The sequence below is a fragment of the Virgibacillus sp. JSM 102003 genome (genome assembly GCF_041949995.1).
In the GTDB taxonomy this organism is placed as follows: domain Bacteria; phylum Bacillota; class Bacilli; order Bacillales; family Amphibacillaceae; genus Lentibacillus.
The window spans coordinates 226,691-240,747 of the sequence record NZ_JBHFQH010000005.1; the positions used below are offsets into that span (position 1 = coordinate 226,691).

14 protein-coding genes and 1 pseudogene are annotated in these 14,057 nt (G+C 37.8%); 9 read left to right on the forward strand and 6 right to left on the reverse strand.

Annotated features, from left to right (window positions below; translation table 11 throughout):
- Positions 1-59 precede the first annotated feature (59 nt).
- The 9 genes and pseudogenes from ACE1TG_RS07830 to ACE1TG_RS07870 all read left to right on the forward strand — a co-directional run.
- A pseudogene (locus ACE1TG_RS07830) lies at positions 60-422 on the forward strand (class I adenylate-forming enzyme family protein); the annotation flags it as partial.
- Positions 423-2,087, forward strand: a complete 1,665-nt coding sequence (locus tag ACE1TG_RS07835; protein WP_375051816.1) for an acyl-CoA dehydrogenase family protein — start codon at positions 423-425, stop codon at positions 2,085-2,087.
- A 248-nt stretch (positions 2,088-2,335) separates the two neighbouring features.
- On the forward strand, positions 2,336-3,340 hold the full coding sequence (locus ACE1TG_RS07840) for a tetratricopeptide repeat protein (RefSeq protein ID WP_375051817.1): 1,005 nt from the start codon (positions 2,336-2,338) through the stop codon (positions 3,338-3,340).
- Positions 3,341-3,425: 85 nt separating this feature from the next.
- Positions 3,426-4,379 carry a thioredoxin-disulfide reductase gene (gene trxB, locus ACE1TG_RS07845; RefSeq protein WP_375051818.1) on the forward strand — a complete coding sequence of 318 codons (954 nt, stop codon included), beginning with the start codon at positions 3,426-3,428 and terminating at the stop codon, positions 4,377-4,379.
- Between the two features lie 336 nt (positions 4,380-4,715).
- Complete coding sequence (locus ACE1TG_RS07850; protein WP_375051819.1) at positions 4,716-5,180, forward strand: NUDIX hydrolase; 465 nt, start codon at positions 4,716-4,718, stop codon at positions 5,178-5,180.
- 15 nt (positions 5,181-5,195) lie between these two features.
- Entirely contained in the window at positions 5,196-6,080 is an 885-nt protein-coding gene (gene rapZ, locus ACE1TG_RS07855; protein ID WP_375051820.1) for an RNase adapter RapZ, read from the forward strand.
- 1 nt (position 6,081) lies between these two features.
- Complete coding sequence (locus ACE1TG_RS07860; protein ID WP_375051821.1) at positions 6,082-7,041, forward strand: gluconeogenesis factor YvcK family protein; 960 nt, start codon at positions 6,082-6,084, stop codon at positions 7,039-7,041.
- 26 nt (positions 7,042-7,067) lie between these two features.
- Positions 7,068-8,015, forward strand: coding sequence for a DNA-binding protein WhiA (whiA, locus tag ACE1TG_RS07865; protein ID WP_375051822.1), 948 nt, complete (start codon positions 7,068-7,070; stop codon positions 8,013-8,015).
- 152 nt (positions 8,016-8,167) lie between these two features.
- On the forward strand, positions 8,168-8,422 hold the full coding sequence (locus tag ACE1TG_RS07870; RefSeq protein ID WP_375051823.1) for an HPr family phosphocarrier protein: 255 nt from the start codon (positions 8,168-8,170) through the stop codon (positions 8,420-8,422).
- A gap of 171 nt (positions 8,423-8,593) precedes the next feature.
- On the opposite strand, the gene clpP is transcribed toward ACE1TG_RS07870, so the two are convergent.
- The 6 genes from clpP to ACE1TG_RS07900 form a co-directional block, all read right to left on the reverse strand.
- Complete coding sequence (gene clpP / locus ACE1TG_RS07875; protein WP_375051824.1) at positions 8,594-9,187, reverse strand: ATP-dependent Clp endopeptidase proteolytic subunit ClpP; 594 nt, start codon at positions 9,185-9,187, stop codon at positions 8,594-8,596.
- Positions 9,188-9,346: 159 nt separating this feature from the next.
- A complete protein-coding gene (locus tag ACE1TG_RS07880; protein WP_375051825.1) occupies positions 9,347-9,958 on the reverse strand; it encodes a response regulator in 612 nt (203 codons plus the stop codon).
- Positions 9,933-11,324, reverse strand: a complete 1,392-nt coding sequence (locus ACE1TG_RS07885) for a sensor histidine kinase (RefSeq protein WP_375051826.1) — start codon at positions 11,322-11,324, stop codon at positions 9,933-9,935. The genes ACE1TG_RS07880 and ACE1TG_RS07885 overlap by 26 nt, the downstream gene beginning before the upstream one ends.
- 27 nt (positions 11,325-11,351) lie before the next feature.
- Positions 11,352-11,945 carry a DUF6305 family protein gene (locus tag ACE1TG_RS07890; RefSeq protein WP_375051827.1) on the reverse strand — a complete coding sequence of 198 codons (594 nt, stop codon included), beginning with the start codon at positions 11,943-11,945 and terminating at the stop codon, positions 11,352-11,354.
- An 84-nt stretch (positions 11,946-12,029) separates the two neighbouring features.
- The gene (gene nikC, locus ACE1TG_RS07895; RefSeq protein ID WP_375051828.1) at positions 12,030-12,944 is read right to left on the reverse strand and encodes a nickel transporter permease; all 915 of its coding nucleotides are present in this window, start codon (positions 12,942-12,944) and stop codon (positions 12,030-12,032) included.
- A gap of 29 nt (positions 12,945-12,973) precedes the next feature.
- Entirely contained in the window at positions 12,974-13,978 is a 1,005-nt protein-coding gene (locus tag ACE1TG_RS07900; protein ID WP_375051829.1) for an ABC transporter permease, read from the reverse strand.
- Between the last annotated feature and the right edge of the window lie 79 nt (positions 13,979-14,057).

Sequence of the window (14,057 nt, forward strand, 5' to 3'; positions counted from 1 at the left end):
TCGGAAGTTGCTGCATATTTTCATGTGTTAAACAGTACTATTCGATACTAAGAAGCATCGCTAAACAAGATGAAGATGGTTATTTCTAGGTAGTCGATCGTAAAAAAGATATTATTATTTCAGGTGGCGTAAACATCTATCCGAATGAGGTGGAAAAAATATTGATGGAACACCCAGCAATAGCTGATGTTGCAATGGTTGGTATCCCGAATCCGGAGTGGGGCGAGACGGTTAAAGCATTTGTTGTATTAAATGATAAAGTTAGTAATCTGGAAACTACCTTTAACGACTTTTTAAAGAATAAAGCTGCATCATATAAAATACCTCGATTATACGAAGAATTGGAAGCGCTGCCACGAAATATGACCGGTAAATTATTGAAGAATAAGCTACGTGAACACAATAGCGGGGAGGTAAGTTAAGTGAACAATTTTTACACAACAGATAAAAAAATTCAGGCCATCCTAAAAGATAATTTGCCTGCGGATTTTTTTCGGTATGCTAATGAGTCGCTGACCGAATTTGGAGAAAGAGTCTCTACAGCCATTGATGAACGTGCAGTCCACACAGATCGTGAGGGTCAGCCAAAATTAGTAAAATACGACAAAATGGGCAATGATATTTCGCGCGTTTGGGTAAATGAAGGTTATAAGCAGACTGTAAAAGAAACCTATGATACTGGTATTGTCGGCTATGTTCATAAAGAAATTCCGGAACTGGGGCGTCAGGGTAATTATCTTTATTCATTTGCTCAAGGGTATTTATTATCACAGGCAGAACCAGGGTTTTATTGCCCTGTCACACTTACAATGGCCACTGCATATTTGATTGATCATTATGCTGATCAGGCATTAAAGGATAAATTTCTTCCACATGTTTTAGCAACGGGGGACGTGGAATTATTTGAAGGGGCCACTTTTCTGACAGAACGTCAGGGTGGATCTGATGTAGGTGCTAATGAGGTGGAAGCGATTGAACAAGACGGTTATTACACACTTCAAGGGGAAAAATATTTTGCAAGTAATGCCGGCATGTGTGGCGTAGCAATGGTGCTTGCAAGAGTGAAAGGATCACAGCCTGGAACAAAAGGTTTAAGCCTGTTCCTTGTACCATGGGAGGATAACAATATTACCATCCGCCGGTTGAAAGATAAACTAGGTGTAAGAGCAGTACCGTCAGCTGAAGTTGAACTTGATGGCGCAAAAGGGTATTTAGTAGGGGATGCCGAAAAGGGATTCAAGTATATGATGGAAGCCCTAAATCTGTCGCGTGTCTGTAATGCTGTAGCATCATTAGGAATTATGCGCAGAGCATACACAGAGGCAAAAGGCTACGCGATGGACCGAGAGGCTTTTGGAAATAAACTGACTGCATATCCGATGGTTCAGGAAACATTAGTTCAACTGGCGGTAAAGCTGGAAGTTGAGACAAGTTCTACATTTAAGCTAATTAATCTGTTTGATAAAGTTATGCAAAAGAATTCAAGTGCGACAACGAATGAACAGGCTCTCTTACGTCTGTATATTGCCATTTTGAAAAAAGAAACAGCAGAACAATCGATTGATTTTTGCCATGAAGCGATTGAAATGCATGGCGGTAATGGGTATATCGAAGACTTTGTAACACCAAGGCTGTTGCGTGATGCCCAAGTGCTGACGGTTTGGGAAGGAACTGCGAACATACTTGGATTAGAAGTCATGCGACTTATGGAGAAGTTCCAGATTCACGATGTATTCGTACAAGAAATGAAGGAGCAGCTCGAAACACTTCCTAGTGGTGAGCTCACAGAGCCATTAATTACTGCGATATACGATTTGGAAAATTTCATTAAAAAAATTCAACAGATGGATGAACAAACTCGTCTTATGTACCCTAAAAAAATTGCTGAAAAAATGGCAGCTATATTTGAGGGAATTAGTGCGGTGGCAGACGTCTATGGTTCAGGAGAGAGTCAGGCACGTGAAAGGGCCATTGCTAAAGTTTTCTTAAATATGACATTTGAAACCACAGAGGATGCATTGCCGCTTGACTATTTTGATTTGATTGTAGGAGAAGATGTAATAGAAAAGTCTGTATCAAACAGCTAATCGGTTGAAGAATCATAAAATGAATGACAGTTTAATAAAAATGATGCCATGATAAACAATAAAATGGCATCTTTTTTACTTGCATTAAGAAAGTATTTATAGATTTTAAACCTTTTCCTACATTATCCGAAGTTATAACTAAGAGTAATAAACATTTTCAGAAAACATCCTTTATTTTTACATATATTAATCTCCTAATAACTGTGATATACTTTGTTCGGTATGATTCGACAAATAGGGGGGTCAACATGCAATATACAGAAAACAAATCAAATGGGCAACAGCACAATGTTATCCCTTTTATACCAGACGGCGAATTTTATTTTACAAAAGGTGTAGAGGCATTTCAAAAACGAAAGTTCGATTCCTCTATAAAATGGCTTCTTAAAGCGATTGAAATGACACCCGAGGACTATTTGTATAAATGTCAGTTATCAATTATATATACTGAGGTTGGTTCTTATCATGCAGCAAACCAACTTTTAACTAAGGTGCTGCAATCATCTGAGGGTGAATATACGGATTGCTATTATTTATTGGCCAACAATCATGCACATTTAGGTCTGCTGAATGACGCGAAAAAGTACGCAAATTCATATCTTGAAAAGGAACCAGATGGCGACTTTTGCGATGAAGCAAAACAACTGCTGGAATTAATCGACTTCGATAAAGATGAAATTAATGATTGGGAGCTTGAGGAAGAAGATGAGCTGCTCATTTATCAGGAAACAATATTTTACCATATGGACAATATGGAATGGGAAAAGGCACTTCCATTACTTGAAGAGATGATGACACTATTTCCGGAACATACATTAACTAAACATGACTATACATATGCATTATTCTTTTCAGGATATCAGAATGATGCACTTGAAATGGAGCTGGATGTATTAAAAGAACGGCCGGATTCGCTGCATAGTCATGTTAATTTAGCAGTTTTCTATTACGAAATGGATCATCAGAAGGAATATGAACATCATATTAAGGGATTACTAAATGTATATCCTATCCATGAACAACAAAAATTGCGTGTAGCGGTTACACTTGCAAGAACAGGTGTATATCATGAAGCATATGCACGTTTCTGCAAACTCTCAAAAAGTATTGTTAAAAATCACTTATCTTATTATAAATGGTATAGCGTAACAGCTTATAAACTTGGGGAACCTTCAAAGTCACTTTCGTTATGGGAAGAAGGCTGTAAAAGACATCCAAACTTATCACAGGAGGAAGGTCCGTGGAATATCTAGTCTGAGCAAAAAGATAGACTAACTCGCTGACTTTTTATACGATTGATATGGCTTAAACATAATAGTAAAGAAAGGGCTGATTCTGATGTCCGAAGAGCGTATGTACGATGTTATTATTGCGGGTGCTGGACCTGCTGGTATGACAGCAGCAGTTTATGCATCACGGGCAAATCTGGACACGTTAATGATTGAAAGAGGAATTCCGGGTGGCCAAATGGCAAATACCGAAGATGTTGAAAACTTTCCAGGTTTTGAGCATGTATTAGGACCGGATTTATCAAATAAAATGTTTGAACATGCCAAAAAATTTGGTGCTGAATATGCTTATGGTGATATTAAAGATGTTGTAGATCATGGTGATTACAAAACAGTAATCGCTGGAAAAAAAAAATATAATACAAGATCTCTGATTATAACAACAGGTGCTCAATTTAAGAAGCTGGGCATTCCTGGAGAAGATGAATTAGGCGGCCGAGGTGTTTCTTATTGTGCAGTATGTGACGGTGCCTTTTTCAAGCAGAAAAATCTTGTCGTAATCGGTGGTGGCGACTCTGCGGTTGAAGAGGGGATCTATCTTACACGGTTCGCTGACAAAGTAACAGTTGTACACCGTCGTGATGAGCTCCGTGCTCAGAAGATTATTCAGCAACGTGCATTTGATAACGAAAAGATTGACTTTATCTGGGATACTGAAGCTAAACAAATTAATGGCCCGGACGGAAAAGTTAGCAGTGTTTCCTTAGTGAATAATAAGACTGGTGAAGAATATGATTATCCAATTGACGGTGTCTTTATCTATATTGGCATGGTACCGTTAAGTGAACCATTTAAATCAATCGGTATCACAAATGATGAAGGGTATGTTCCAACAAATGAGCATATGGAAACATCAATTCCAGGTGTTTTTGCTGCAGGAGATATCCGTGAGAAAACACTTCGACAAATTGTGACGGCTACTGGTGATGGAAGTATTGCTGCTGAATCTGCACAAAAATATATTGAAGAATTAATGGAAGAATTAAAAGCGACAAAATCCTGACATGGCAATTGTAAAAAGTAACTTTTCAGAAAGTAATTACTTCTTAACGCTGTTGTAACACGCACGAAATATTTATCGGTTACAATGTAGTTAACTAATTGACCCCCTTTTAATAGATAAATTAGTTTATTGCGCAGGTGAACTTTCACCTGCGCCTTTTTTTGTACCTTGAGGGAGTAATTAACGACAGGCCAAATTTTCTAATGAAAGTGAGTTTTTGCAAATACTTGTCCAATCCTGTCGAATAGAAGTCATTTCCTTGTTGGTTTTTATTTATTCATTGTATAATAGGAATGATGTAGACGAATTCCTCTTAACGATTGGGGTGAATTAGGAATGCAACGTGTAACAAATTGCATATTATTAGATAACGAGAAAGTTTTATTATTAAAAAAACCACGTCGAGGTTGGTACGCAATACCCGGTGGTAAAATGGAGCAAGGTGAATCCATTAAGGAATCAGTAGTTCGGGAATACCTTGAGGAAACTGAACTCCAATTGATAAAGCCATCATTAGCTGGCGCATTCACATTCTCTGTTTTTAACGATGAGACGGTTGTTCATGAGTGGATGATGTTTACATTTATTTGTAAAAATTTCACTGGGAAATTGACTGAACATTGTAATGAGGGAGAATTGGAATGGGTTGCACTAGATAATATTAAAAATTTACCAATGGCTGAAGGGGATAGGAAGATTTTTGAACATGTATTGTCCTCTGAAGCAATGTTATATGGATCTTTTTCATATACGGAAAATTATGAGCTGATTAAATTACGCCTTGATCCAACCAGACCTTGAGGGGAGAAATACGTAATGTCGAATAATGAACAAGAAACAAAATTAGTTGTTATAACTGGAATGTCAGGAGCGGGAAAAACAGTTGCCGTTCACAGTTTTGAAGATTTGGGGTATTACTGTGTTGATAACTTGCCGCCAGCACTGCTACCAAAATTCTTAGAGCTCATGAAAGATTCTACCAACAACATTCATAAAGTGGCATTGGTAATGGACTTGCGTGGCCGGGAGTTTTTTGATTCATTGTTTGAAGCACTGGATATTTTAGGTAAAGAAGATTGGCTCGACGAACATATATTATTCCTCGATGCTCAGGATGAATCCCTGGTAACAAGATATAAAGAAACGAGGCGTTCACATCCATTAGCTGTTGGAGGATTACCGCTTAATGGAATTCAGCAGGAACGAAAAATTTTAGATGAATTAAGAGGAAGAGCGCAACGTATTATTGATACAAGTAATTTGAAGCCGAAAGCATTGCGTGACAAAATACTGAAGGCATATACAGAAGAAAAGCAGGAAATTTTTTCGGTCCACATGGTCTCTTTTGGGTTTAAATATGGTGTTCCAATTGATGCGGACTTGGTATTTGATGTACGCTTTTTGCCGAATCCTCATTATGTGTCACACATGCAGCCGTTAACAGGGCTGAACCCGGAAGTTTCATCCTATGTCTTCAAGTGGGGCGATACAAAGAAATTTAATGAGAAGGTACTGGACTTACTGCAGTTCATGCTTCCTCAATATAAGAAGGAAGGTAAATCCCAGCTAGTTGTAGCGATTGGCTGTACAGGTGGACAGCATCGATCCGTCGCAATAGCTGAATACTTCGCCAAACAGCTTTCTTCTAATTACATTACCCATATTAGTCATCGAGATATCGATAAAAGAAAGGGACATTAATATGAGCGATAGTCAACATCCAAGAGTTGTCGTAATCGGTGGTGGTACGGGTATGCCAGTTCTATTAAGGGGATTGAAGAATTTACCTATCCATTTAACAGCGCTTGTGACAGTGGCTGATGATGGTGGCAGCACTGGAAGATTGCGTAACGAAATGTCAATTCCTGCACCTGGAGATATCCGGAATGTAATCGCGGCATTATCTGATGCTGAGCCAATGTTATTGGAGTTGTTTCAACATCGATTTACGATAGGTAATGGCTTGTCAGGCCATTCGATGGGTAATTTACTCCTGGCAGCAATGACTTCCATTACTGGAAATTTCTATACAGGTATCAAAGAAATATCCCGCGTTTTAAATGTGAAAGGGAAAATTTACCCTATTTCCAATGAAAGTATGTCATTGCACGCAAAAATGACTGACGGTCTGGTTGTTTCAGGAGAGTCCAATATTCCTCTGGCAAATAAGAAGATAGATCGTGTTTTTTTAAGCCCACAGCCTGTTCAGCCACTTCCAAATGCCGTACGGGCATTAGAAAAGGCAGATTTAATCGTAATTGCACCAGGTAGCTTGTATACCAGCATTTTACCAAACATGATTATTCCACAAATTGATGTAGCGATACAACAATCAAAAGGCAAAGTTGTGTATGTGTGCAATGTGATGACCCAGGCTGGGGAAACAACCGGTTACACTGCAGCAGATCATGTACAGGCAATTCATGAACACGTTGGTCATTGTATTGATTCGATTGTTGTGCATAATGAGCCAATTAACAAGAGTGTCCGAGATGTATATGCAGAAGAAAATGCAGCACCTGTTATTTATGATACAGACCGATTATTGGAAATGGGATTACAGATTATTGAAAGTGATATAATTAATCCTTCCAGAACTGCCTTACGTCATGATACACATAAGATAGCTGAATTACTTTATTCGATAATCAATAAATCATAAGACGGTCTTAACGAGGAGGTGTGGAGTTGTCATTTGCATCGGAAATCAAAAAAGAATTGACAGGTATCGAATTGGATACATGCTGTAAGTACTCAGAGCTTGCTGCCTTGGTGCGTATGAATGGTGCTATATCCATGTCAAGACAAAGTTACACACTTGATGTACAAACAGAAAATGCTGCAATTGCCCGCCGTATTTATACGCTTATTAAATCATTATATTCTATTCCGGTAGAATTATTAGTACGGAAGAAAATGAAACTGAAAAAAAATAATGTTTATATTGTCCGAATGAAAAAAGATGTACAGGACCTATTGTACGATTTGGGAATTTTAGAAGATTCCCATACGTTTGTACGGTCAATCCCAGCTAAATATTTGAAGAAAGATTGCTGTAAAAGGTCTTACCTGCGTGGTGCTTTCTTGGCAGGAGGGTCCATTAATAACCCAGAAACATCTTCTTACCATTTAGAAATTTATAATTCGTATCAGGAGCATAATATTGCACTTTGTAATTTGTTAAATGATTTCAATCTTCGTGCCAGAGAACTGGAACGCAAAAAAGGTTATATTACGTATTTAAAGGAAGCTGAAAAGATCACAGAGTTCTTAAGTATTATTGGAGCCCACAATGCACTATTTAAATTTGAAGATGTTCGGATTGTTCGGGACATGCGAAACTCCGTTAACAGACTTGTTAATTGTGAAACTGCCAACTTAAACAAAACAATCGGAGCAGCATTCCGTCAAATTGAGAATATAAAGTTAATTGAAAGGGAAGTGGGGCTTGATGCGCTTCCTGAAAAGTTGCGAGAAATCGCAATACTGCGTGTTCAGCATCAGGATATTTCTTTGAAAGAACTGGGCGAACAGGTTTCAAGTGGAAAAATTTCGAAATCCGGTGTGAATCACCGATTAAAAAAAATTGATGAATTCGCTGAAAAAATTCAACACGATGGGACGGCTTCAGAATGAGTGAATAAGTTACAGAACTATTCGCAGTATGATATACTTATTACTCAAATAATTACGTTAAGATATTGGCAGCTAGATAAAGAGAAATTTATCATGCTGCTGCCTTTTTTATAACATTTTGAAAACGATTTCAGTTAAGGAGGATGAGGATTTTGGTTGAGAAATCGGTAAAAGTTGAGCTTGATTCAGGTTTGCAAGCAAGACCAGCTGCTCAATTCGTACAGGAGGCAAATCGCTATTCAGCACATTTATTTCTTGAAAAGAATGGCAAGCGGGTTAACGCAAAAAGTATTATGGGATTAATGAGTTTAGCTATTACTTGTGGTGAAACTATTAAATTACTTGCAGAAGGTGCAGATGAAGAGATTGCTTTAACTCATTTAACAGCTTTTGTTTCAAAAACATAGAGTAAGTGGATTTTTATTATTTATTGCTAATAAAAAGAGGTTATTCCAATTCTTGGAATAACCTCTTTGTCGGCAGATAAGATAGTATAACTACTTTCCTGCTCCATAAGTTCAACAAAAGCTTACACCATTATAGGATTGGCGATAAGTTTTGTTTTCTAATATCACAATTTACTTCTTATCTGTGTTTCTTTCCAAAATCTTGTCAATCAGGCCGTATTCCACAGATTTTTCAGCTGACATGAAATTATCACGATCTGTATCACGTTCTACAACTTCAAGTGACTGACCTGTACGTTCTGAAAGAATCTGGTTCATTTTTCGCTTCATTTCTACAATTCGTTTTGCGTGAATTTCGATATCTGTTGCTTGCCCCTGTGTTCCACCTAAAGGCTGGTGAATCATTACTTCACTATTTGGAAGTGCATAACGTTTGCCTTTTTCTCCAGCTGCTAGCAGGAATGCTCCCATTGAAGCGGCCATACCAGTGCAAATTGTTGATACATTAGGTTTAATGAACTGCATTGTATCATAAATTGCCATACCGGCAGTGATAGATCCGCCTGGTGAATTAATGTATAGTGAGATATCCTTATCCGGATCCTCTGCTTCTAAGAAAAGTAATTGTGCAACAATTGAGTTTGCAACATTGTCATCAATCCCACTGCCAAGCATAATAATGCGGTCTTTTAATAGACGTGAATAAATATCATATGCGCGTTCTCCACGGTTTGTCTGTTCAATAACTGTTGGTATTAAATTCATGTGAAAATCCTCCTTATTTCATCTCGTATTCATCCATAAATACTGGATATTTTTATCATAACTAATAGGTCAAAAAAGGTCAAACAAAAACATCCGCAAGTTATGTAATAAAATCTCTTTCCCCATCTTTCCCTTTACCATAGAATATAAACGTCCCGACTAAACAAGTTTATACTTATTTGTGGGGCGACCTTGTTTACCGTATTGTGAAATAGTTTCAACTTCGCCTTTGCTTTCCAAATAATTTAAATAGCGGTGAACCGTCTGGTAGGCAATGGGTAATGATTGTTGAATTTCATTAATGGATGAAGGTGCGTCTTGCTGAATCAGAAAGCTTTTGATTGAATTTAGTGTAGATTGGCTGATTCCTTTTTCCACAAACACGTTTTCCTTATCGCCAATTAATTTTCCAACCTTTAAGTTGATTCGAATTCTGGAAATCAGATCTGGTGCTTTAATGGGTTTTAGTGCATAGTCAGTTGCCTCAGCATGTAAAAAAGTATTTGCTATTTCCTGTCGTTCATCAACAGTTAAAATAATTATCGGAATTCTGGTACTATGTTTCCGCAATTCTTTCGTTGTTTTAATGCCATCCCAATCAGGCATATGATAATCAAGTAAAACCAGGTCAGGCTCTATCGTCGTAAATAGTTCAACAGCCTGCTTTCCAGTAGACGCTTCTACTACTCCCCATCCAGCATACGCGCATATCTCTTTTAGTGTAAAGCGGATATCTTCATTGTCATCAACAATTAATATGGTAATGCTCATCGATTTCGTCACCTACTTTTAGTGTTGGCAGAATGATGTTCATTTGAGTATGGCTGCCTGGAATACTTTTGACCGTTACGGTGCCATTGTGATTTTCGACAACTCGTTTTACAAAAGAGAGACCGATTCCGGAAGAATTTTTTGTGCTGAAGCCGTCCAGCCAAATATCTTTTAAATGCTCATCTTTAATCCCTGGTCCATCATCCTGTATTCGAATCAAAATACCACTATCTATACTTTTGACATCAATATGGATAAATCCTTTTTTTCCTTCAAATGAACTTATAGCATTTTCCAAAATATTTGATATTGCACGGGAAAAGCGAATTTTATTTACTTGAATGGCAGGAAGGTTGTTTTCAATTTCAATTTCCATATGTATAAGCTGTTCATCAAGACTGAGATGACTTGTTACGTATTCAAGCAATTCCTTTACAGAAAGCTCTTGTTTAATATTTTCATAGAGGATTTCTGTAATCATGTCTTTCATTTTTTCAACTGAATAATCCATTCGGGTAAAGTAATTATTCAAAGCTGAACCGTTTGCTGGTTGCATTTTCATAGTAATTAGTGAAATCAATCCTTCGACAGTCACAAGTGGTGTCTTAAGGTCGTGTACAAGCATATTTATTTCTTCATACACTTTTGATTCTACTAAAGCTGTCCGTGTTTCTTTCAATTCTTCTTCCTGCACCTGATATTTTTTAAGTGTATAAGTTTGTTTGTTTACAAGATGTATTAAAAAAGTAAAGATTATGGCAATGGTAAGAAAGGCGATAAAGAAAATTGTCGCAATCGTATTAAAAAGGCTATTACTGGTTAAGAAATTATCAGCTATTTTAATACTGGCAGCTATATCATTAGCTCCGAAGCCGAATTTCGTCAGTGCTGGAAGAAGATGTAACCATTGTACTGCCAGTAATACCAGGAATAGGATAATCGAAAATATAAAATGAAAATACTTTTGTTTTGGTATATATAATTGGAGAAGAACAATGATTCCAATTGAAAAAATGTGACCTAGGTACGAGAAATGCTCTAGGTGAAATTGACTGTATAAGGCTAATGCTAAAAAAATCGTCCCAATAAATGTTACGGAAAAAGAAATAGATTCCAGGTTTTTTGTTAGTGCATGTGCAATTAGCATAGAACCAAAATAAATGAGAAAGAAAACCAGAAGATATCTGGCAATATAAGCAAAAGATGTAATTAAAAGCAATCCACTGTCATTCTGTATAATGCCTTCATTAATACTATCAACAATGAATAATGACCAGTCATCAAGAAATGGGGGAAGAATCTCACCATATGTTACTAACAACAAGCCCAGACATCCAATAAATAGGTAGCTTTTTCTGTTAGTCATCTAATCTTCAGCCTTTCTGACAGAAAGTTAGCGGAATACGGAATTAAATGGGGTTTGTAAATCGTCTAATTCAGTCACCAGTGTAACTGGAACTGAATTTTTCCGCAGTATCTTTATGGAGTTTTCCGCATTTTTCATATTTTTTAATCCGATAAAATAATCAGCAGACGGAGCAATTTGTTCAAATAACTGCCATGTCTGACTGTCATCGCGAAATAGACCTGAAATATTTATTAGTATAATAGGCAAGTTTGCTAATTTTGCTTCTTTAACGAGCTGTTGTGTTCGGGTTAATTCCTCCTGAAACGATCTGTTCGTATGGGAGAGGCCGTTGGCACTAAATCCAAGCATAATGACTACACTTTTATAATCATATAAATCTGTACCAAGGGCTCTAGGGCGGTAATCTGCTTCTAAATTAAGGTTATCTGCAATACTAAGCATGATACTGCTCTCGGTTGCCTGTCCGGCTGACGTAATTAGAATTTTTTCATCTGCAATCGGTGCTGGGAGGTTTGGATATGTATTGATGTGCTTTGACTGTGAGTTACCTATTGAACTAAATGTGAAGAGAAGAACAATGGAAAAACAGACGAATACGGGAATATATTTTTTTAGCACTTGGATTATCCCCCCCCTGGATAATAAAAAGGTGAAGCAATTACTCGCTCCACCTTATCATACTACAAATTCCTGCTATTGTAATTATTGCTTTAATCTTGGGTCTAAAGCATCACGTAATCCGTCGCCAAATAAGTTGAACCCAAGTACAACCAGAAAAATTGCCATGCCTGGAAAAGCAACTACCCATGGTGCGTTTTGTAATGCAGCACGGCCATCACTTAACATGGCTCCCCATTCTGGTTTAGGTGGCTGTGCTCCTAATCCTAAAAAACTAAGTCCAGCTGCATCCAATATCGCAGTACCAATACTTAGAGTTGCTTGAACAATAATTGGTGCAAGACAGTTAGGAAGTACATGGTGCATTAAAGTTCTTCCATGTTTTGCTCCAATTGCTCGAGCCGCCTCGATATATTCTGTTTCTTTAACAGATAAAACAGCCGAACGGACAATTCTTGCAAACTGAGGGATCCCGACAATACCGACGGCAATCATGGCATTTCTAAGGTTAGGACCTAATACAGCTACAAGTGCGATCGCTAATAGAATACTAGGAAAAGCCATCAAAATGTCGATTATCCGCATGATAACCTGGTCAATCCACTTGCCGAAGTATCCAGCTATTCCACCCAAGAGTACACCAATGATCATGGAAATTCCAACTGCTATTACCCCAATTTGAATGGAGATTCTGGATCCAAAAACAATCCTGCTAAAAATATCACGCCCAAGTTCATCAGTTCCTAATATATGCTCGGACGATGGTGGCTGGTATCGGTCTGTTAAAGAAGCATAGTCGGTAGGGCTGTGTGTTGCAATCAGTGGCGCAAATATGGCAGTGATAATTAAAATAAGAATGATACATAAGCCAATTAATGATGTTTTACTTTTAACAATACGGGAGAAAGCATCCCCCCATAAGCTGCTTGACTTTTGCTGGTTAGTTTCTTGTGATTCTGCTGATTTAGGATCTGGTAATGGGTTTGGCTGCAATGACATTGGATGCACATCCTTTCACTAGAAATCTTTTATTCATATTTAATCCTTGGATCGAAGTATTTATAGAGTAAGTCAGTTAGTAGATTAACCATGACAAAGATGATTGCTATTATTAAAATAGTACTTTGTACAACAGGGTAATCTCTTCCAAGTACAGCCAAGTATACATATCTTCCCACACCTGGCCATGAAAAGATTGTTTCAGTCAATACAGCGCCACCAAGTAATAAACCAAACTGCAGCCCTATTACTGTCAGAACTGGTAAAAAGGCATTTTTTAATGCATGCTGAAAAATAACTAATTGCTTTCGCAGTCCTTTGGCCTCAGCAGTGCGAATATAATCTTGCTTCATTACCTCGAGCATGCTCGAACGTGTCATGCGGGCAATAATTGCCATCGGAATCGTCCCTAGAGCAATTCCAGGCATTAATAAGTGGAAAAATACATCTTTAAATGCCGTCCAATTCCAGGTTAGAATACTGTCCAGTAAAAGGAAATTTGTTATGGTTTCCAGTTCAATACTAGATGACATTCTTCCCGATGGAGGCAGAAGTTGAAGCTGGACTGAGAAGACTAAGATCATCATTAGCCCAAGCCAGAAAATAGGCATGGAAACCCCAAATAATGCTCCTGTCATACTGATATTATCGAACCAGGAATATTGTTTAACTGCTGCTATTACACCAGCAACAATACCTACAACGACGGCTAAAATCATGGCAAAGATGGTAAGTTCAATGGTCGCTGGCAATTTATGTAATAGTTGGAGAGCTATATCTTCCTTTGATTGAATTGACGTACCTAGATCACCTTGTACAATATCTCCCAGAAATCTCCCATATTGGACAATATATGGATCATTTAATCCCAATTCTTCCTGCAAAGCTTCCAATTGTGCTTCAGTTGCTTTATCACCGAGCATGCTTCTCGCAGGATCGCCGGGGATTAAATGAATTAGAGAAAAGGTGAGGATTGAGACGCCAATTAATACGGGGATTAGCATGAATAGTCGTCGGACAATGTATTTCAGCATCGTTGTACCTCCCGTTAAAAAATATGTATTGCTATAATCCTGAAGTTACATCCGGAGACTGTGTTAACGAACCAGTCTC

What these genes read in the sequence shown, in the direction of transcription:
- ACE1TG_RS07840 (WP_375051817.1), top strand. Translation starts at nt 2,336, where the DNA reads ATGCAATATACAGAAAACAAATCAAATGGGCAACAGCACAATGTTATC.
- trxB (WP_375051818.1), top strand. Translation starts at nt 3,426, where the DNA reads ATGTCCGAAGAGCGTATGTACGATGTTATTATTGCGGGTGCTGGACCT.
- ACE1TG_RS07850 (WP_375051819.1), top strand. Translation starts at nt 4,716, where the DNA reads ATGCAACGTGTAACAAATTGCATATTATTAGATAACGAGAAAGTTTTA.
- rapZ (WP_375051820.1), top strand. Translation starts at nt 5,196, where the DNA reads ATGTCGAATAATGAACAAGAAACAAAATTAGTTGTTATAACTGGAATG.
- ACE1TG_RS07860 (WP_375051821.1), top strand. Translation starts at nt 6,082, where the DNA reads ATGAGCGATAGTCAACATCCAAGAGTTGTCGTAATCGGTGGTGGTACG.
- clpP (WP_375051824.1), bottom strand. Translation starts at nt 9,187, where the DNA reads ATGAATTTAATACCAACAGTTATTGAACAGACAAACCGTGGAGAACGC.
- ACE1TG_RS07880 (WP_375051825.1), bottom strand. Translation starts at nt 9,958, where the DNA reads ATGAGCATTACCATATTAATTGTTGATGACAATGAAGATATCCGCTTT.
- ACE1TG_RS07885 (WP_375051826.1), bottom strand. Translation starts at nt 11,324, where the DNA reads ATGACTAACAGAAAAAGCTACCTATTTATTGGATGTCTGGGCTTGTTG.
- nikC (WP_375051828.1), bottom strand. Translation starts at nt 12,944, where the DNA reads ATGTCATTGCAGCCAAACCCATTACCAGATCCTAAATCAGCAGAATCA.
- ACE1TG_RS07900 (WP_375051829.1), bottom strand. Translation starts at nt 13,978, where the DNA reads ATGCTGAAATACATTGTCCGACGACTATTCATGCTAATCCCCGTATTA.